Raw genomic sequence first — 19,369 nt, forward strand, 5'->3', positions numbered from 1 at the left:
CTGGAATCCAAACTATGACACTCCGTAGCGCACTCGACGATTACAAGCGAACTCGTAACGATGCCCGCGTCTTCCCGGGTGAACGCCGCTCGACGACCGGGACGTTCTCGGGACTGGACGAGCGACTGGTCTACGTCGACCGGGACGGCTGGCACCGCGACTACTCCTACCCGCTCTCGGGACTCGGCGGGGTCAACCGCTCCCGGTTCGGTGTCGAGTCCCTCGACGGGACGATGTGGGTCGAGGACTTCGAGACGCTCTCACAGGACTACGTCGGTGATACCGCACTCGTCAAGACCGTCCACGACGCCGGCGATTTCACCGTCACCCAGCACGATCTCACGCTCGGTGCGGTGCATCTCACCCGCCTCGAACTGGTCGGAGAGTTCACTACCGAGCCGACCTTGCACGCCTTCTTCGATCTCACGCCCGAACAGCAGGAGAGTCGCCTCGGTAAACTCGAACACGAGGACACCATCGAGATCCACCACGACCGTCAGCACAACCTCGTCACTGCTTCGACCGGTCTCGACGACGTCTTCGGTCAGCTTCCCGAACAGTTCGGTGAACTCGTCTCGGCGACCGACACCGTCTCCTACCCCCGCTCACAGAGCGGCGGCAGCAAGTACGAGGACGCACTCCTCAACGGTACGGTCGTCCTCGAAATCCCCTTCGACGTCGAGGACACCGGCACCGAAACCGTCGCGACGACGACAGTGGCGTCGCTGCTGTTCGATACCGACGACACCGCCCGCCAGGCGGGGCTGGACGCAGTCGCCGAGGCCGCCGTGGCCCACGACACTGTCGCGGCCCTTCGGGAGGCCGCCACCGACCAGGTCGACGTGACCGTTCCGGACGACACCCCCCGGCGCGACCTCGCTGTCGAGGATCTCCGCGTCCTCTCGCTGCTGGCCGCCGACACCGGCGCACACATCGCCGGGCCGGATCCCGACCCGTTCTACGTCTACACCGGCGGCTACGGCTACACGTGGTTCCGCGACGACTCGGAGATCGCTCGCTACCTCCTGGAGGCCGACGAACGCCTCGGGATCGGCCTCGACGACTGGCTCGACCGGAGCGCCGCGTTCTACATGGACACCCAGCTCGACGACGGCTCCTGGCCCCACCGCGTGTGGGCCCACAACGGTAACATCGCCCCTGGCTGGGCGCACGCCCGACTGGAAGCCGGCGACGACGTCGACTATCAGGCCGACCAGACCGGAAGTGTTGCCTCCTTTTTGGCCGCCTATCTCCGACTGGGCGAGCCCGCGGCGCCGAACGACATCGAAGCGACGCTGGAACTGGCTCTCGACGGGCTGGACTCGACACTCGAAGACGACGGCCTGCCGATCGAGTGTCAGAACGCCTGGGAGAACATGACCGGACGGTTCGTCCACACCGCCGCGACCTTCCTCCAGGGATACGCTTCGGTCGCTCGTGCCCCTGTCGAGGACCGTCTTCGCGAACGCGCGCGCGAAGGTGCACGAGCAGTCTACGAGGGGCTCGACGACCTCTGGGACGACGACGAGGGGATCTACGCACTCCGGATCGACCCCGACGGCGACCTCGACTCGCGGCTCGACTCCGGATCGCTCGCGCTGGCGGAGGCCCACCGCGAGTACGACGCCATCGCCGAGGTCGGCGAGGAACGCCTCGACCGGCTGGCCACTCACTACGAGACCACGCTGGAGGAGCTGTGGCGCGAGACCGACGACATCGCGGGGCTGTACCGCTTCGAGGGCGATCCGTGGCGACGACGCGTTCAGGACGACGAGAAGATCTGGACGGTCTCGACGGCCTGGGGAGCCAACGCCGCCACACAGCTGGGATCGCTGCTGGCCGCGTCCGACGACGATCGCGCCGAGACGTTCTACGAGGAGGCCCGGACGCTGTTCGCCGAGGTCGACGCGGACGGCTCGCTGGTCATGGACAACGGCTACCTCCCCGAGCAACTGTTCGACGACGGGACACCCGACTGTGCGACTCCACTCGGCTGGCCCCACGCGATCCGCCTCGCGACTATCGCGCAGCTTGACGCCGACGGCGAACTCGACTGAAAGCGATCTTTTCTACGAGGGATCTTTTCGTCGGGACGGCGCAGCCGCTACCCGGTGGATAAACGAGAGAAGGTACGTGTTCAGTCGTCGCCTTCGGCGGCGGGGCTCTCGGCACCCTTCTGTGTGACGCCGGCGGTTCGTCCCTGATCGTACAGGACCGACTCGCCGGTCTGGGGATCGAAGAGGTGGATGTCGTCGTCGGAGAACTCGATCTTGACGCGGTCACCGATCTCGGGTTCGAACTCCGTGTCGACGCGCGCGATGAAGTCCGACTCCTCTTCGTCGGTGGTGATCCCTTCGTCGAGTTCACCGCTGAGATCGAGGTAGACGTAGTTGTCGCTGCCGATCGGTTCGACGACATCGACAAGTGCCTCGACTGCGTCGGGGTCGTTCTCGTCGGCCGGGAACACGTCTTCCGGTCGGATCCCCATGATGTACTCGCCGCCACTTTTGAGCACGCCGAACTTGTCGACGACGTCGGGCGAGATCCGGTAGCGGAGGTTCGAGTCGGTCCCTGAGAGGATCATCCCGCTGTCGGTCTGCTCGACGACGACGTCGAGGAAGTTCATGCTCGGCGATCCGATGAACCCACCGACGAACTCGTTGGCGGGATTATCGTAGACCTCCTTCGGTGCGCCGACCTGCTGTTTGATGCCGTCCCGGAGGATGAGGATGCGATCGCCCATGGTCATCGCCTCCTCCTGGTCGTGCGTGACGTAAATCGAGGTGACGCCGAGTTCGTTCTGGAGTCGCTGGACCTCCGTCCGCATCAGCGTCCGGAGCTTGGCGTCCAGATTCGAGAGCGGCTCGTCGAACAGAAACACTTCGGGATCGCGGACGATCGCACGCCCGAGCGCCACGCGCTGTTTCTGCCCGCCGGAGAGCTCGTCCGGCTTGTCGTCGAGCAGACCCTCGATCCCCATCATCTCGGCGGCCCAGTGGACCTTCTCACGACGTTCTTCCTTGGAGAGATCGGTGCTCATGCGGAGCCCGAACTCCATGTTCTCCATGACTGTCTTGTGGGGGTACAGCGCGTAGTTCTGGAACACCATCGCGATGTCACGGTTCTTCGCGTGCATGTCCGTGACGTCACGACTACCGATGACGACCGACCCGCTGGTCGGTCGCTCCAGCCCGGCGACCATGCGAAGGGTCGTCGTCTTCCCACACCCGGACGGACCGACGACGGTGACGAACTCGCCGTCGTTGATCTCGACGTTCAGGTCATCGACAGCGACGATGGTACCTCTGTCGTACTCCTTTCGGAGATCGCGGAGTTCGACGCTTGCCATTGGCTAGACCCAGTATAGTCTACGATATAATTCTTGCCCTAGCGTCTCCCGAGGCGTCCCCACTCCTTTCGACGCACGTACGACACATTCCCGAACGCATCTCTCGACCAGTCGTTCGTTGGCACAGCCGGTCTCACATGGTCGAATATTCGTAATACATAAATAGGCGAAGTTATAATTCATCGTCTGTTCACACCATGTCATACGACCGTCGAACACTACTGAAAGCTATGGCCGGCACGTCCGCGGCCGGTATGCTCGCGGGGTGCGGGGGAGACGCTACTTCGACCGATACGACCGTTCAGACCGAAACCACGATTCCGTGGCAGGTCGAAGGCTGTGATACGGGCCTCGTCGAGCCGGAGTCTTCCAGCGGGCAGTTCACGCTCCTGCACGGCCGCCAGGAGGGTGGGACCCGACTCCTCCAGGGGACTCGGACGCTGTACAACCAGAACGACAACTACCCGTCGATGAACCTCCAGCGCGGGCCGAATGATGGGTATCTCAACCAGCTTCGGACCAGCATTCCGGCCGGCGAGGGGCCGCACATCTTCCAGTGGGCGCACGACATCGGCGGCGAGTTCGTCCAGAGCGAGTTCCTCTCCGACCAGAGCGGTAACCTCCGCGCCGAAGAGTGTATGTTCACCGAGGCGGCGTGGCAGGCGACCGAGTACGACGGACAGCGGATCGGGCTGCCGTTCGCCGCCGAGTGTCCGGCCCTGATCTACAACCAGGACGTCCTCGACGAGATCGGTGCGGAGCCGCCAGAGAGCTTCGACGACTGGATCTCGATCATGGACGAGTACCACGATCCCGAGAACGGGAAATACGGTCTCTCACACCCGCTCAACGCGTACTTCTCCAGCTGGGCGACCCAGGCCTACGGCGCGGACATCTACAACGGGCAGGAAGACGAGCTCGGCATCACCTCCGACGAGGCCATCCAGGGACTCAACATCATCCTGGAGGACCTCAAACCCTACATGCCGTCTGACCCGTCCGAGCAGGCACAGGGCGCCGTCTTCGAGGACGGCAACTCACCGTTCTACGTCAACGGTCCGTGGGCCATCGCCGGCCTCCTCGATCAGGGTCTGAACATCGGGACGACTCGCATCCCTGCGCCCGGTGAGGCCGAGTCGCGTCCGTACTCCGGGATCCAGATGTACTTCTACTCGAAGAAGATGAACAACGGCGGCGACGGCGCCCGTGCTGCCCGAGAGTTCACCGAGTGGTACTGTACCAACATCGAGCGGATCCTCAACCTGATCAACAACTCCAGTTACATTCCGGCCATCGCCGGCCTCGACCGAGACCTCCTGCCCGCGACGGTTCGTGGGTACGCCGAGCAGTTCGAGACTGGCTACCTGATGCCCCAGAACCCCAACATGAACGCCGTCTGGACGCCCTACGAGACGAACATGCTCGACGCGTTCAACAGCGGCAACGACCCCGGCCCGCTGATGGAAAACGCTGCGGAAGAGATCCGCAACTCCTGGAACAGCTAACGACTGTCTCGGTCTCTCTTTCGCCGGCCGTTCGTGTCGATGACAGGTTTGGAATGCTCCGCTTCGCTGTATTCGAGCGATATCTCGCCTTCGTCGGCTCGCTGTCGCTCCGCGCGGTCGCAACGAACGCGCCCGTCCACAATCTTATAACATAATTTATACTATCTCCACTCATAATCCATCGAGATTCGATCGAGCGCTCCGCTGACAGGCGCGGCCCGTCAGGAGGGGTGGCGTGGGGAGGAGCCACGCCAAATCCGATAGAAACGTACCGTTACCCGTCGAAACCGACGATTGATCGGAGACAGATGCGCTGGTGGTTGGTTCTTTAATTTCGGCCGGGATTCCCGGTGTTGGAGCTAGCGCAAAAGCCTTAACTACCTCCTCTCTGTTGGCTTAATCATACATACATGAGTACTGTGTCCGACGTTGCACAGCGGTTCAAAGAGTCAGATTTAGCATCTGTTCTCGAGGAGAACAGTTCAGCGGCCCTGGTGTTACCCGGATTGCTCCTGTGGTCGATGTTCATGCTGTTGCCGATGATGTACATCTTCGTCCTTTCGCTCACCAACGCCCGGCCGGCCAACATTTTCGTTGGGAACAACCGGCTGCTCGGGCTGGTGCCACTGGGGGAAGCCGATATCATCGGGCTCGAGAATTACATCGAACTACTGTTCAGCATCGACGCTGCAAACAGTATCCAGAACGGCGCGTACGGGGCGGTGTTCGACCTCTTTCTCAGTGATCCTATCGCGGTGTTCAACTACCCGTTCTGGAACTCCTTCCTGGTGACGTGGGCGTTCGTCATCGTCAGCGTGACCGGGAAAGTCCTGCTCGGGATCGCCATCGCGATGATCATGACCGGCAACCGCGTTCGTGGGAAGCGCTACCTTCGTGGGATCATCATCATGCCGATGGGGGTTCCGGTCATCTTCTCGATTCTCATCTGGCGGTTCGTCTTCAGTAACGCGCGGTTCGGATTGATGAACCAGTTCCTGATCGGGATCGGTGCCGTCGACGAGGCGGTGCCCTGGCTGACCGATCGCTGGCTCGCGTTCTCCGGATACGTCGTCACCGAGATGTGGCTCGCGTATCCGTTCATGGTGTTGATCACCGTGAGTGCACTCCAGAACGTCAACGGTGACTTGCTGGACGCCGCAGAGGTCGACGGCGCAGGGTTCTTCTCGCGGATGCGTCACGTCATCCTGCCCTCGATCAAACGTCCCGTGATGTTCGGGACGATTCTCACGTCCGCGGCATCGTTCCAGCAGTTCCTGATCCCGTGGGTGTTCAACAGCGGCGGTCCGTCTCGTGAGAACGAACTGCTGCTCGTCTACGCCTACCGAGAGGCGTTCGCGTTCAGTGCCTACGGTAAGGGCGCAGCGATCAGTCTGACTGCCCTGTTCTTCATCGGGATGTTCATGTGGGTCGCAGTCAAACGTGGCAACCTCGCCGAGGAGGCTGGTGAATCATGAGTCTCGCAACAGGTATCGTTCGAAGCGTCTACGAGGATCTCCGTGGTATCGTCCTCGCACCGTATACTCTCGCCAAGGAGTTCAGGTACACCTATCATGGGCTTCAGGAAGGAAAGATTCCGCCCAAGTACGTCGCCTGGACGTGGCTCTCGACGATCGGTGCAGTCGCGGTCGCGGCGCTGTTGATGTTCCCCATCTACTGGGTGTTCACGACCGCGATTTCGGGATCGGGTGGTTCGCTGTACTCGACCGGCGGATTCGAGCTGATCCCGCCGAACCCGACGATCAAGAACTTCGTGTGGGTGATCGGACCGATCACCACGCCGGAGAACATCGTGATCAACGCGCCGCTGCTCGGCGAGTTGTTCAGGATTCCGGTGCCGATGGAACCGACGTACATCCTGGATCCGGCACAGTTCGGCGTGCCGCGAAGTGCGCGGTCTAACTTCCTGGCATACGCCGAGAACAGCGCGTACGTGTCCTTCTGGACCGTCGTCATCGCGATGTCCGTCATCATCCCGGGGGCATACGGGATGTCCCGACGTGACTTCATCGGCCGCAAGAAACTGCTGTACCTGTACATTCTGCTGACGCAGGTCGGTGGCGGGCTCGGGATCGCGATCCTGATCGCGCTGTACACGATCTTCCAGAACATAGGCTGGCTGAACGAACTCCTGCCGCTCGGGATTTACTACGGTGCGGGCGCCGTGCCGTTCAACACCTGGCTGTTGAAGACCTACATGGACGGGATTCCGATCTCCTACGAGGAAGCGGCGATCGTCGACGGGGCGCCGTCCTGGCGGATCGTCTACGAGGTCATCATCCCGCTGTCGAAAGCCGGGTTGGCGACGGTGTTCGTGTTCGTCTTCCTGGCCGGCTGGACGGACTTCGTCATCGCTCAGCTGATGCTCGAAGACACGAACTGGACGCTCCCGGTCGGGCTGTATTCGTATTCCGGACGTCCCTCCGAGATGAACTGGGCACACTTCTCGGCGTTCGCACTGGCGTTCGCAGTCCCGCTCATGCTAGTGTACTTCTTCGCCCAGCGGTACATCGAGAGCGGGCTGTCCTTCGGCGGCATGGAAGGCTGACGGCGCTGCTTTCGATCCGTTGTTCTTCCGTTTTTGTTCTTCCGTTTCGAACGATACCAACTAGTCTCGCAGACGCGCGCGCACGTGACCCTTAAGGCCCTGGGGGGTGTACCTTGATTCAGTTTTATGAGTCAGGACAGCGAGTACGGAGCGGATTCCATCCAGGCCCTCGAAGGGCTGGAGGCAGTCCGCAAGCGCCCCGCGATGTACATCGGCTCGACAGGGACACGCGGGTTGCACCACCTCGTCTACGAGGTCGTCGACAACTCGATCGACGAGGCGCTGGCGGGGTACTGTGACGAAATCGACGTGACGATCCACGAGGACGGTTCTGTCTCGGTCCGCGACGACGGGCGTGGGATTCCGGTCGACACCCACCAGGAGTACGACCGGCCGGCCGTCGAGGTCGTGATGACGGTCCTGCACGCAGGCGGGAAGTTCGACAACAAGTCCTACCAGGTCTCGGGGGGACTGCACGGCGTCGGCGTCTCCGTCGTCAACGCACTCTCTTCGGAGTTGGTGGTCGAGGTCACGCGTGACGGTGGCGTGTTCCGGGAGCGGTTCGAACGTGGTGTCCCGCAAGACGGCGTCGAGCGCGTTCGTGATACCGAACCCGGCGAGGAGACCGGCACCGAGATTCGATTCTGGCCGGACACCGACATCTTCGAGACGACGGACTTCGAGTTCTCCACGCTGGAGAGTCGGCTTCGCGAACTCGCCTTCCTGAACTCGGGCGTGGAGATCACCCTCGCCGACGAGCGCGACGGCACGACCCAGCGGTTCTACTACGAGGGTGGGATCAAGGAGTTCGTCGAGTACCTCAACGAGACCAAAGAGCCGCTCCACGAGGGCGTCATCTACTTCCAGGACGAAGAAGACGACATCCACGTCGAGGTGGCCGTCCAGGCTACTGACGAACTGCAGGGATCGATCCACGCCTTCGCGAACAACATCAACACGCGCGAGGGCGGGACGCACCTGACTGGCTTCAAGACCGCGCTGACGCGCGTGGTCAACGACTACGCGACCTCGAACGATCTGCTGAAGGATCTCGACGACACCCTCAAGGGCGAGGACATCCGCGAGGGGCTGACTGCCGTGATCTCGGTGAAACATCCGGACCCGCAGTTCGAGGGGCAGACCAAGACCAAACTCGGCAACAGCGAGGTCCGGGGCATCGTCGAGTCGGCCGTCCACGAACACCTCGGCACCTACTTCGAGGAGAATCCCGCGACGGCCGAGTCGATCATCGGCAAGGCCGTCGAGGCTGCCAAAGCCCGCAAGGCCGCGAAGAAGGCCGAAGAGCTGACCCGGCGCAAGAGCGCTCTGGAGTCGACGGCGTTGCCGGGCAAGCTCTCCGATTGTCAGACCCGCGATCCCGACGAGGCCGAACTGTTCGTCGTCGAGGGCGACTCTGCGGGCGGGTCGGCAAAGCAGGCTCGCAACCCCGAGAATCAGGCCGTGCTGCCGATCAAGGGGAAGATCCTCAACGTCGAGAAACATCGGCTGGATCGCATCCTCGAAAACGACGAGATCAGGGCGATGATCACCGCCATCGGGACCGGTATCGGTGACGAGTTCGACCTCGAAGAGATCCGGTACAAGAAGATCATCATGATGACCGACGCCGACGTCGACGGGGCCCACATCCGGACGCTCCTGCTGACGTTCTTCTATCGGCACATGCGGCCGCTGCTGGAAGCGGGGTACGTCTACGCGGCCAAGCCGCCACTGTACCGAATTCGCTACCGTGGCAACACCTACGACGCCATGACCGAGGCCGAACGCGAGCGGATCGTCGAGGAGAAGTGTGACGGTAACCCGACCCAGGTCCAGCGGTTCAAGGGGCTTGGCGAGATGAATCCCCAGCAGCTGTGGGACACGACGATGGACCCCGACACGCGGTATCTCAAGCAGATCACTATCGACGACGCTGCAGCCGCGGACAAGATGTTCTCGGTGCTGATGGGTGACGCCGTCGAACCGCGCAAGCAGTTCATCAAAGAGCACTCGCCGGAAGCGGAGTGGGTGGATATATGAGTTCAGACGTCCCAGACGTCCCGGACGAGAACGTCGCCGCAGACGTCGAGCACGTCCGGATCGAAGACGAGATGGAGCAGAGCTACATCGACTACGCGATGTCCGTCATCGCGGGTCGGGCGCTGCCGGATGTCCGTGACGGGTTGAAGCCCGTCCACCGGCGCATTCTCTACGCGATGCACGAGATGGGCGTCTCCTCGGGGTCGTCCCACCGGAAGTCCTCCTCCGTCGTCGGGGAGGTCATGGGTGATTACCACCCGCACGGGGACAGCCCGATCTACAACGCTCTGGTCCGGATGGCCCAGGACTTCTCGATGCGCTACCCGCTCGTGGACGGCCAGGGGAACTTCGGGTCGATGGACGGCGACCCGCCGGCGGCGATGCGGTACACCGAGGCCCGGATGGCTCCTATCGCCGAGGAACTGCTGGAGGACATCGAGAAAGACACCGTCGGCTTCACGAGCAACTACGACGACCGGCTGCAGGAACCGGACGTCCTGCCGTCTGCGTTCCCGAACCTGCTCGTGAACGGCTCGTCAGGTATTGCGGTGGGGATGTCCACGAACATCCCGCCGCACAACCTCGGTGAGGTGATCGACGCGACGATCCATCTCATCGACACTCCCGACGCCGAGGTCGCCGACCTGATGGAGCACGTCAAGGGGCCGGACTTCCCGACCGGTGGGAACATCGTCGGCAAGGACGCCATCTACTCGGCGTACGCCACTGGTCGGGGTCGGCTCACAGTTCGGGCGGAGTTCGATGTCGAGGAGAACCCCTCGGGCAAGAGCCGGATCGTCATCACCGAACTTCCCTATCAGGAGAACAAGGCCCGGATGGTCGAGCGGATCGCCGACAACGTCAACGAGGGCAAGATCGAGGGTGTCAGCGACCTCCGTGACGAATCCGACCGCAACGGTGTCCGCGTGGTCGTCGAGTGCAAGCGCGGTGCGAACGTCGACGTCGTCAAGAACCAGCTGCTGGAACACCACCTCGAGTCGACCTTCGGCGTGATCAACCTCGCGCTGGTCGACGGCCAGCCGAAGGTGCTGACGCTGAAAGAGACCCTCCAGGAGTACATCCAGCACCGCCGCGAGGTCGTCCGGCGACGCTCGGAGTTCGATCTGCAGGAGGCCGAGGACCGCGCACACATCCTCGATGGCCGGCTGACGGCCGTCGAGAACGCCGAAGAGGTCGTCGAACTCATTCAGGATGCCGAGGACCGGGACGCCGCCAAAGCTGCGCTGAAAGAGCGCTACGAGTTCTCCGAAGCGCAGGCCGAACACGTCGTCCGCATGCAACTCGGATCGCTCACCTCCGCGGAAGTGGGCGAGATCGAGGCCGAGTACGAGGACGTTCAGGCCGAAATCGAGCGGCTGGAAGCGATCCTCGCCAGCGAGGAGAAACTGGACGCGGTCGTCAAAGACGAACTGCGCGAGATCAAAGACGAGTACGACGACGACCGCCGGACCTCCATCGTCGAGGACGCCGGCACTGTCACGCGTGAGGATCTCATCCCCGAGGAAGACGTCGTCGTCGTCATGACCGCCGAGGATTACATCAAGCGGATGCCTGCCGACCAGTTCGATCCGCAGAACCGCGGCGGCAAGGGGATCATCGGTAGCGATCCCAAGGAAGGTGATCGAGTAACGACGGTGTTCCAGGCCCACAGCCACGACCTGCTACTGTGCTTTACGAACCACGGACAGGTCTACAAACTGAAGACCTACGAGATCCCGGAGATGTCACGGACCGCCCGCGGGAAATCTGCCGTCAACCTGCTCGACCTGAGCGACGGCGAGGATATCACCGCGGTGGTCCCGACCGACGATCTGGAGCCCGACGAGTGCATCACGATGGCCACTCGCGACGGGTACGTCAAGCGGACCTGTTGTGATCAGTTCGAGAACATCCTCTCGACGGGGATCCGCGCCGCCAAACTCGAAGACGGCGACGAACTCGTCGACGTCGAGGTCACCGACGGGACGAAGGACCTGGTCATCGCCACCGAGGACGGGATGACCATCCGCTTCGACGAGGACGAAGTGCGCCAGATGGGGCGCTCAGCGCGCGGTGTCCGCGGGATCGACCTGCGCGAGGGCGACCACGTCGCGGGGCTGGTCGCGACCGACGACGCCGACGAACGCGACCTGTTGACGGTCACGCGGAACGGCTACGGCAAGCGGACGCCCCTCAGCGAGTACCGCCGACAATCGCGCTATGGCAAGGGCCTGATCGACATCAAGACCGACGAGCGCAACGGCCCCGTCACCGACGTCAAGGCCGTCGAAGAGGACGACCACATCGTCGTGATGAGCGCGTCCGGCCAGATCATGCGCTGCCCGGTCGCGGACATCTCGACGGTCGGCCGGAACACGAAGGGTGTCGTGATCATGGACGTCGACGAAGGCGACAGCGTCGCGTGTGTGGACGTGTTGCCTGCCGAACCGGCGTCAGAAGACGAGAGCGACGAGTAAGAACACCGGTCGTCGGTTTTCGATCAGTCCTGAAAGAGTCGATACGCGCCCATCCCTGCCGCGACCATCTGGGTCTCGCCGTCGGGCGTTTCGGACTCGACGTAGATCTCGGAGACGCCGACGGAGTTGCCCGCGCGGATCACTTCGGCGTGGGCAGCGAGGTCGCCGGAGGCGCGCCGGAGGTAGTTGATGTTGAGGTTGATCGTCGCGACGCCGCCGTTGAGCGGGTCGGCAAGCGAGGGTCGGAGTGCGAGCCCGCCGGCGGTGTCGGCCAGGGTTGCGGCGATCCCGCCGTGGATCGTCGGCGGGTCGGTCGTGTTGGTGAGTTTCTCGTCGTAGGGGATCGCGAGCGTGATGGAGTTCTTGGTGAAGTCCTCGACGGAGACGCCCAGCCACGAGAGGTAGCCGTGTTCCTCTTCGATGTAGTATTCGACCATCTCTCTGGCCCCGGTCGGGAGTTCGTCGGTCATTGTCGCTGATGTCGTCCCCGAGGGGTTTGTAGCCTCTGGCTAGGAAACAGGGCCTCTACTGCGAACAACGACTCGGGAAAGCCCTCGACTCGCTGGCTATGAAACGAAGACTGCAACGCCGACAAGCAGGGAAAGCCCTCACCTCGCTGGCTAGGAGACAGAGACAACAGCGTCAATAAGCAGGGAAAGCCCTCGCCTCGCTCGGGGTCGCTGTGCAGGATATCTTCGTTCGTTTCACTCACTCAGATAGAGCCTGCACAGCGACGCTCCTTCGGCCCGAGGCGAGTCTCGCCCTTTCAATCCACCAGGACAGCACCGCGACAGCAGGCCTGCCCTTCCCCGGGTCGCGCGGTCGCAGCCAGTCGCTGCGACACTTGCTCCCGGCCACCGCGGGGCAGTCAGGAAGCGTGTCGCTCGTCGTTCGACGAGCGATCGGGGAGGTGCGGGAGACGTGACCGAAGGGAACGCCTCCAGATGTCCGAGTGGGGAGGGACGACCCGTGAGGTGTGGGGCCACAACAATGCGGTTGCGGTGCCTGGGGTCCTGCGGAGCGAAGCGACGCAGGGCTCGGAAGGCGAGCGAAGCGAGTCTTCCGGTGGATTGAAAGGGCGAACCACGCTCGCGGCGAAGGAGCGTCGCTCTGTCGGCCCTATTCGAGCGAAGCGAGAATATCCGCAGAGCGGCCGCGAGCGTGGTGAGGGCTTTCGAGGAGTCGTCTGCAGTGATTGTGATCGTGGTGAGGGTTTTCGAGGAGTGTGTTGCTACGGTAGTACCAGCTCCTAGCGAGCATGGCGAGCGCGTTCCTGCTACCCCACAAACGCCTAGCCATCGAACGACTCGACGGAGACAGAGACAGACTCACCAACGTCGAAGTCCACGTCTTCCCCGACCAGCTTGATCCCGAACGAACCCCGAGCACAGAACAGCGCCAGCCCGGTGATCGCCTCGCCGTTGGCCAGGACCGTCACACCGTCCCACGCGACCACTCCATCCTCGACAGTTCCAACGGACTCGCCAGCCACCTCGGCTCGCTCCCCACCACCGAGCAGCCCGCCGAACGCGTAGTGCGGAAGGCCCCCATCCAGCACTCCGCCGTCACTCTCCAGCCCGACGAAGTACTCGCCAGGGTCGGGATGAGCAGGCGAATCCAGCCGGGCCCACGTCTCGCCGGTCTCGACCACGGTGCCGGTGCCGTCCCAGGCCAGCGGCCGCACCTCGGCCCCCACGTCGAGCGGCAGCGATCCCGACGCACGAAATGGATCGGTCCCGTACTCGCGAAAGCCGAGGTGGAGGTGATTCGGGACCCACGGCGCGAAAAAGCCGGCCCGGATCAACGATCCCAGATCGTCCCCGGGTTCGACCGTCTCTCCCTCTTCGACCACTGGGTCGACGTGCAGGATCCGTGCGAGAGACTCGCCAGTGTCGATCACGAGCATGGCGTCTTCCTCGGCGGCGTAGTCCTTTGGGGGAGCGCGGACGCGCTTGATCGCCTTGACGGTGCCAGCCACGGGCGAGGGTGCTCGCTCCGACTCGGGATAGAGGTCGACCGCCCGGCCGTCGTCGTGTTCGGCGTAAGGTGAATTGAACAGGGTGAACCGACGGTACTGGGCCAGCATCGACTCCGGGAGCGTCACCGCCATCACTGCCCGTTCGTGCCGGATCGTCTTTCCCGTTCCGACCCACCTCCATCGACCCCCCGGGGGTTCGGGGGCTGTTGGAGGTCGACGAAAAACCTAAGCAATCGTATACTGGGCTATCTGGCCTGAACTGGCCATGGTTTCAGACTGACCCTCGTGAGGTTGTAGCCGAGAAGGCACGGATCAAACGGGTGTCAGAGGCCCGGGTGGGATCGCACGAGTCAGTGGCACGTCCCACCGAGAAGAGATAGACGTCGCGCGGGGTCATGACTCTCGGGGCTAGTCTGTCCACGTCTTTATATACTCCGTTGGAACGACCTCCGTGAGATCGAAACGATAGCACGCGCTCGGGGATGGCCGACTACAACTGACCGCGGAGCACCTTCGCGGCGGTCAGTACGGGGTCCCACACAGGAGCAAAGGGCGGCGCGTAGGCCAGATCCGCCCGTTCGAGATCCGCGACGGTGGCGTCTTCTTCGAGTGCCATCGCGAGGATGTCGATCCGGATGGCCGCCCGGTCGGTCCCGACGATCGTCCCGCCGAGCAACCGCCCCGAGTCGCGATCGGCCACAAGCGTCACGGTCGTCTCCGCCGCTCCGGGATAGTAGCCCGAGCGCGACCGGCTGGTGATCGTCTCGGTGACGGGATCGAAGCCGGCCTCGCGTGCTCGCTTTTCGTCGACGATTCCGGTCCGGCCACACTCCTGGTCGAACGCTTTCAACACTGCCGTCCCGGCGATATCACCGACGGGCTCGGAATCGCCGGCGACGCTCTGGCCGATCGCCCGACCAGCCCTGTTCGCGGTCAGCCCGAGCGGCACCCAGTCGGGCTCGCCGGTGACAGCGTGGCGCATCTCCGCGACGTCGCCCGCCGCGCAGACGCCCGCGACGCTCGTCCGGCCGTAGTCGTCGACGGCGATTGCACCTGACTCTCCGAGCTCGATCGGCGTGCCCTCGACGATCCCAGTGTTCGGTCGAATCCCGATTCCCACGAGGGCACAATCTAGATCGAGCGCGTCGCCGCTTTTGCAGACCAGCCGGTCGACCTGCTCGCTCCCTGCCAGTCGCTCGACTTCCTCGCCGAGATGGAGCGTCACGCCCTGCTCGCGGAGTTCCGATTCGACGACGTCGGCGACGCTCTCGCCAAACGGCGGCACGAGGTGGCCGCCGCGCTGGAAGAGGTGGACGTCTAGATCCTGTGCGACGAAGGCCTCGGCCATCTCGACGCCGACGTAGCCGCCGCCGACGATGGCCACGGTCTCCGGGGGATCCATCCGGCCATAGCGCTCGACGAGGTCGCGATCGACGAAGTCCTCGCCGCCCATGTCCGCGAGCGCGTCCTCGTCAGGATCGAGCAGGTGTGCTCGGACGGCCGCTGCCGAATCGAGACCGTGCATCGTGTGGACGCCGTCGAGGTCGTGGCCCTCGATCGGGCTGGTGACGGCGTGGGCGCCGGTCGCGATCAGGAGGTCGCCGTAGGGCTGTTCGAACCTGCCGTCTGGTCCGTCGACAGCGATGGTCTCGGCCTCGGTGTCGACTTCGAGGACCTCGTGGCCGCGCCGGAGGTCGATTCCGCGTTCGTCGATCTCCTCGGGCGACAGCGACAGCAACTCATCGAGGGTGTCGACCTCGCCCTTGACGAAGTAGGGCATCCCGCAGTGGGCATACGAGACCCACTGCCCTTTCTCGAAGACGATCACCTCGCGGTCAGGGTCCTCGCGTTTGCACTTGCTCGCGGCGCTCAGGCCGGCCGCGTCACCACCGACGACGACGAACGGATCTCGCATGACTGCGGATTCGACGGCCGCCCACCTAATCCTGTGGTGAGGGTTGGGTAACCGACCTCGATCGGGCTACACCTTCGAGATGTCCCGTGCCTCTTCGGCGGACTCCTTGACGGACTCGACCGTGGCTTTCGGACTCGTGGTGCTCGCCGCGGCGTTGAGCGCACCCTCCAGGATCGGGGCGTCAGCGACGACCACGTCGGCGTCGCTTTCGAGCATCTCGATGGCGGTCTCGGCGTTCATCACTGCGCTCCCCAGATCGGCGAGGAGCACGACGCCGTCGACCCGTTCGAGCAGGTCCGCGAGCGCGGCCCGGATCTCGTCGATCGAACTGCCGATCCCGCCGTCAGGATCGCCGCCGACGGCCGCGATGGTCTCGGCATCGCCGCCCATCTCCATGGCGATCTCGCGGATCCCCTCGGCGGCTTTCGAACTGTGGGAGACGATCAGAAGTCCGATCATCTCACTCACCCTCGGCTTCTTCGTCGGGAATCGTCGGCGAGGTCGCGTCGACCTCGATCTCGCCGTCGAGATACTCCTCTGCCGTCGCGAGGATCTCTTCGAGGATCATGAGCGTGCTCGTCGCACCCGGGTCCTGATGACCGACAGACCGCCAGCCAAGATAGGAGGCCCGGCCCTTGCTGGCTCGTAGCGGGACGGTGAACTCGACGCCGCGCTCGGCGGCGTCGACGGCTTTGGCCAGCGCCTGCAATGGTGGGAGGTCGTCCTGTTCGATCGACTTCTTGTAGGTGTGGACGGCGGGCGTGATCGCGTCGACCATCGTCTTGTCGCCGACGCGGGCGTCGCCTCGGTCCTGCAACTTTTCGAGGAAGGCCTCGGCGAAGGCGATCGACGTCTCGGTGGTGATCCCTCCATCGAGTTCCTGACTGGCGGTCATACACGAGCCACCATAGAGTGGCCCCGCGGCGCCGCCGACCTCCGAGATGAGTGTCATGCCGACGGTCTTGACGATCTCCTGGGGGTCGGCGCCGTCCATTTCCTCGACTTTTTTCAGGACGGCCTGGAAGCCACGGTTCAGGTTCGCGCCGTGGTCTGCGTCGCCGATCGCCGAGTCCAGATCCGTCAGGTACTCCTTTTCGTCGGCGATCCGCGCGGTTACGTTCTCGATCGCCGCGAGCAGTGCCTCACGCTGGACCGATTCGTCTGCCATACGATACCAATCGGCGAGCAAAAAGTAAACAGTTCCGGCGATTCCGGCCGAGCGAGACGCTCAGCGCTTCAGCGCGGGCGTGTCGGCCTCGTACGCGAGCAGCTCTTTGAGTTCGTCGTCGACGGCACAGACCGTGATCGAGGCGCCCATCATGTCCAGGGAGGTCATGTAGTCGCCGACCATCGCGTCCCAGACTTCCAGTCCGTGGTCGTCCATCAGCTTCTGGACCTTCCGGTTGAGGACGAACAGCTCCATCTGTGGCGTCCCGCCCATCCCGTTGACGATCGTCACTACTTCCTGGCCGTCTTCGAGCCCGAGGTCGTCGAGGACGCTGTTCGTCAGTTCCTCGGCGATGTCGTCGGCCGGCATCATGTCGACGCGCTCGGTACCGGGCTCGCCGTGGATCCCGATCCCGAGTTCGATCTCGTCCTCGCCGAGGTCAAAGGTGGGTTCGCCCTTCTCGGGGGTGACACAGGACGTGAGTGCGGTGCCCATCGTCCCGACGTTGTCGATAACCTTCTCGGCGATTCGCTGGACCTCCTCGAGGTCGTCACCGCGGTGGGCGGCCGCGCCGGCGGCCTTGTGGACGAGGATCGTCCCACAGACCCCGCGCCGGCCCGAGGTGTACAGCGAGTCCTCGACGGCGACGTCGTCGTTGACGACGACCTGCGCGACCTCGGAGACCCCTTCCATCTCGGCCATCTCCGCGGCCGTCTCGAAGTTCATCACGTCTCCCTCGTAGTTCTTCACGACGCAGAGGACGCCCTCGCCCGCGTCTGTGGCCTGGATCATCTCACTCAGCTCGTCGGCCGTCGGCGAGGTGAACACCTCGCCCGCGGCCGCGCCGTCGAGCATCCCCTCGCCGACGTAGCCCGCGTGTGTCGGCTCGTGGCCCGACCCCCCGCCGCTGACGATCGCGACCTCCCCATCTACCGGCGCGTCGGCCCGTACGATCACGTTCGTCCCGTCGAGCCGGCGTAACTCCTCGGGATAGGCCGCTGTCATCCCATCGAGCATCTCGTCGACGACGTCTCCCGGTTCGTTGATCAACTTCTTCATGGTTCATTATGATAGTCGTCACGTATCGGCAAATACGTTTTTCTTTACTGGCACTCCGTCCAGCGAAGGAACGCCTGTCAGCGGTCTGTTCTCGGGGGGACGTAGAGATTGACAGTTTCCAGAGACGAGCCGTCGTCAGCGCCGATTTCGTGGCGCTCGCCGGCTTCGATACAGAGGAGATCGCCAGTCTCCAGGCTGTACTCGTCGCCGTCGACGACGGCCCAGCCCGAACCCGAATGGACGAACAGCCACTGATCGCTGTCTGCGTGGAAATTGTCGGGCCCGCCGGTCGACTGTCCGGGATCGAGGGTCATCTGGGCTGCCTGTGCGTCGTCGGTCTCGCTCACGACTTCGAAGAAGCGGTCGAACGCCAGGTGTGTGCGTCGCACAGGTGACTCGTCGAGCGCGGAGACAAGATGTGTTCCGACTGGGGCTGCTCAAAGAGCCGTTTGAGGTTCCGATATCCCTTCTTAAGTGGGGTTTGTACGAGCGGATGCAATGCGAACGAGAGTAGCCCTCCTCGTGGGCGCGGTCCTGCTCGCCGGTCTGGCGATGGCAGGCGCGGCCACGGCGACGCAGCCAGACGCACAGCTCGGAGACGAACAGATAAACGGGACAGACGGAGACAACGGGACCGACGTCGGGATCTGTATGATCGGCGTCGACAGTCCCTGCAACGGCGAGCAATGGGACGGTGACAACGAGACGACCGACAGCGACGCGAAACGGATCGGCGACGACGAGAACCAGTCCGACGACAGCGCCGCTGGCATCTGCATGGTCGGTGCCGGCGGCCCCTGTAACAGCGACAATTCCTCGAGCGACAGCTCCAATCTGACGCCCGCCAACGACACCGACGACGAGCGCCGGATCGGCTCCGGACAGAAAGACGACAGTGACGAGGCCGGAATCTGTCTGGTCGGTGCCGGTGGTCCCTGCAACGACGGGAATGACTCGGACGCTGGCGGCCAGCTGACGCCGGTCACTGACGAGAACCGAACTGGTGAGAATCGCACTACTGAGCCGGACAAAGACGACGGCGGCGAGGCCGGAATCTGCCTGGTCGGTGCCGACAGCGCCTGCAACGGCGAGCAGTTCGACGGTGACACCGAAAACGACGACGGCCGTATCGGCCAGGGCAACGATAGCGACAGCGGCGAGGCCGGGATCTGCCTGGTCGGTGCCGACAGCGCCTGTAACGGCGACTCGGGGCCGAGCGCCTCAATCGAATCGATCACGACGCAGCGACGGTCCACGGTCGACTTCCTCACGGGTCTGTTCGGCGCGCTGTTCTGATCCCCGGTCACGCGCT

Annotated in this window: 15 protein-coding genes; 7 read left to right on the plus strand and 8 right to left on the minus strand. The window is 63.6% G+C overall.

Features of this window, described 5'->3' with window-relative positions:
* Window positions 1-14: 14 nt before the first annotated feature.
* On the plus strand, window positions 15-2,057 hold the full coding sequence (locus DV733_RS08955) for a glycoside hydrolase family 15 protein (protein WP_049995020.1): 2,043 nt from the start codon (window positions 15-17) through the stop codon (window positions 2,055-2,057).
* Between the two features lie 80 nt (window positions 2,058-2,137).
* Here DV733_RS08955 and DV733_RS08960 read toward each other — a convergent pair whose 3' ends face one another.
* Window positions 2,138-3,349: an ABC transporter ATP-binding protein gene (locus DV733_RS08960; protein ID WP_049995019.1), complete on the minus strand. Its 1,212-nt coding sequence runs from the start codon at window positions 3,347-3,349 to the stop codon at window positions 2,138-2,140.
* 230 nt (window positions 3,350-3,579) lie between these two features.
* Here DV733_RS08960 and DV733_RS08965 point away from each other — a divergent pair, with 230 nt between their 5' ends.
* The 5 genes from DV733_RS08965 to gyrA all read left to right on the plus strand — a co-directional run bounded on the left by DV733_RS08965 (window position 3,580) and on the right by gyrA (window position 11,937).
* Complete coding sequence (locus DV733_RS08965) at window positions 3,580-4,854, plus strand: extracellular solute-binding protein (protein WP_161569344.1); 1,275 nt, start codon at window positions 3,580-3,582, stop codon at window positions 4,852-4,854.
* Window positions 4,855-5,264: 410 nt separating this feature from the next.
* On the plus strand, window positions 5,265-6,329 hold the full coding sequence (locus DV733_RS08970) for a carbohydrate ABC transporter permease (protein ID WP_049995017.1): 1,065 nt from the start codon (window positions 5,265-5,267) through the stop codon (window positions 6,327-6,329).
* The gene (locus DV733_RS08975) at window positions 6,326-7,420 is read left to right on the plus strand and encodes a sugar ABC transporter permease (RefSeq protein WP_049995016.1); all 1,095 of its coding nucleotides are present in this window, start codon (window positions 6,326-6,328) and stop codon (window positions 7,418-7,420) included. Before DV733_RS08970 ends, DV733_RS08975 begins: the two co-directional genes overlap by 4 nt.
* A 126-nt stretch (window positions 7,421-7,546) precedes the next feature.
* On the plus strand, window positions 7,547-9,460 hold the full coding sequence (gyrB, locus tag DV733_RS08980) for a DNA topoisomerase (ATP-hydrolyzing) subunit B (protein ID WP_049995015.1): 1,914 nt from the start codon (window positions 7,547-7,549) through the stop codon (window positions 9,458-9,460).
* Entirely contained in the window at window positions 9,457-11,937 is a 2,481-nt protein-coding gene (gene gyrA, locus DV733_RS08985; RefSeq protein WP_049995014.1) for a DNA gyrase subunit A, read from the plus strand. The genes gyrB and gyrA overlap by 4 nt, the downstream gene beginning before the upstream one ends.
* Before the next feature lie 23 nt (window positions 11,938-11,960).
* Here gyrA and DV733_RS08990 read toward each other — a convergent pair whose 3' ends face one another.
* From DV733_RS08990 to DV733_RS09020, 7 genes are all read right to left on the minus strand, one after another.
* Entirely contained in the window at window positions 11,961-12,407 is a 447-nt protein-coding gene (locus DV733_RS08990; protein ID WP_049995013.1) for a PaaI family thioesterase, read from the minus strand.
* A gap of 821 nt (window positions 12,408-13,228) precedes the next feature.
* A complete protein-coding gene (locus DV733_RS08995) occupies window positions 13,229-14,047 on the minus strand; it encodes a hypothetical protein (RefSeq protein WP_049995012.1) in 819 nt (272 codons plus the stop codon).
* Window positions 14,048-14,405: 358 nt separating this feature from the next.
* A complete protein-coding gene (locus tag DV733_RS09000) occupies window positions 14,406-15,830 on the minus strand; it encodes an FAD-dependent oxidoreductase (RefSeq protein WP_049995011.1) in 1,425 nt (474 codons plus the stop codon).
* A 66-nt stretch (window positions 15,831-15,896) separates the two neighbouring features.
* A complete protein-coding gene (gene dhaM, locus DV733_RS09005) occupies window positions 15,897-16,289 on the minus strand; it encodes a dihydroxyacetone kinase phosphoryl donor subunit DhaM (RefSeq protein ID WP_049995010.1) in 393 nt (130 codons plus the stop codon).
* Between the two features lies 1 nt (window position 16,290).
* Complete coding sequence (gene dhaL / locus DV733_RS09010) at window positions 16,291-16,998, minus strand: dihydroxyacetone kinase subunit DhaL (protein ID WP_049995009.1); 708 nt, start codon at window positions 16,996-16,998, stop codon at window positions 16,291-16,293.
* Window positions 16,999-17,058: 60 nt separating this feature from the next.
* The gene (gene dhaK / locus DV733_RS09015) at window positions 17,059-18,057 is read right to left on the minus strand and encodes a dihydroxyacetone kinase subunit DhaK (RefSeq protein WP_049995008.1); all 999 of its coding nucleotides are present in this window, start codon (window positions 18,055-18,057) and stop codon (window positions 17,059-17,061) included.
* A gap of 77 nt (window positions 18,058-18,134) precedes the next feature.
* A complete protein-coding gene (locus DV733_RS09020; protein WP_049995007.1) occupies window positions 18,135-18,446 on the minus strand; it encodes a cupin domain-containing protein in 312 nt (103 codons plus the stop codon).
* Between the two features lie 109 nt (window positions 18,447-18,555).
* Between DV733_RS09020 and DV733_RS09025 the strand changes: the two genes are divergently transcribed.
* The gene (locus DV733_RS09025; RefSeq protein ID WP_049995006.1) at window positions 18,556-19,353 is read left to right on the plus strand and encodes a hypothetical protein; all 798 of its coding nucleotides are present in this window, start codon (window positions 18,556-18,558) and stop codon (window positions 19,351-19,353) included.
* Window positions 19,354-19,369: the final 16 nt, after the last annotated feature.

The organism is Halapricum salinum (assembly GCF_004799665.1).
In the GTDB taxonomy this organism is placed as follows: Archaea; Halobacteriota; Halobacteria; order Halobacteriales; family Haloarculaceae; genus Halapricum; species Halapricum salinum.

Bases quoted from the DNA above. Each gene is read 5' to 3' on its own strand.
- DV733_RS09000 (WP_049995011.1), bottom strand. From the start codon at position 15,830: ATGCGAGATCCGTTCGTCGTCGTCGGTGGTGACGCGGCCGGCCTGAGC.
- DV733_RS08975 (WP_049995016.1), top strand. From the start codon at position 6,326: ATGAGTCTCGCAACAGGTATCGTTCGAAGCGTCTACGAGGATCTCCGT.
- dhaM (WP_049995010.1), bottom strand. From the start codon at position 16,289: ATGATCGGACTTCTGATCGTCTCCCACAGTTCGAAAGCCGCCGAGGGG.
- DV733_RS08960 (WP_049995019.1), bottom strand. From the start codon at position 3,349: ATGGCAAGCGTCGAACTCCGCGATCTCCGAAAGGAGTACGACAGAGGT.
- gyrB (WP_049995015.1), top strand. From the start codon at position 7,547: ATGAGTCAGGACAGCGAGTACGGAGCGGATTCCATCCAGGCCCTCGAA.
- gyrA (WP_049995014.1), top strand. From the start codon at position 9,457: ATGAGTTCAGACGTCCCAGACGTCCCGGACGAGAACGTCGCCGCAGAC.
- dhaL (WP_049995009.1), bottom strand. From the start codon at position 16,998: ATGGCAGACGAATCGGTCCAGCGTGAGGCACTGCTCGCGGCGATCGAG.
- DV733_RS09025 (WP_049995006.1), top strand. From the start codon at position 18,556: ATGCGAACGAGAGTAGCCCTCCTCGTGGGCGCGGTCCTGCTCGCCGGT.
- DV733_RS08965 (WP_161569344.1), top strand. From the start codon at position 3,580: ATGGCCGGCACGTCCGCGGCCGGTATGCTCGCGGGGTGCGGGGGAGAC.
- DV733_RS08990 (WP_049995013.1), bottom strand. From the start codon at position 12,407: ATGACCGACGAACTCCCGACCGGGGCCAGAGAGATGGTCGAATACTAC.
- DV733_RS08955 (WP_049995020.1), top strand. From the start codon at position 15: ATGACACTCCGTAGCGCACTCGACGATTACAAGCGAACTCGTAACGAT.
- dhaK (WP_049995008.1), bottom strand. From the start codon at position 18,057: ATGAAGAAGTTGATCAACGAACCGGGAGACGTCGTCGACGAGATGCTC.
- DV733_RS08995 (WP_049995012.1), bottom strand. From the start codon at position 14,047: ATGGCGGTGACGCTCCCGGAGTCGATGCTGGCCCAGTACCGTCGGTTC.
- DV733_RS08970 (WP_049995017.1), top strand. From the start codon at position 5,265: ATGAGTACTGTGTCCGACGTTGCACAGCGGTTCAAAGAGTCAGATTTA.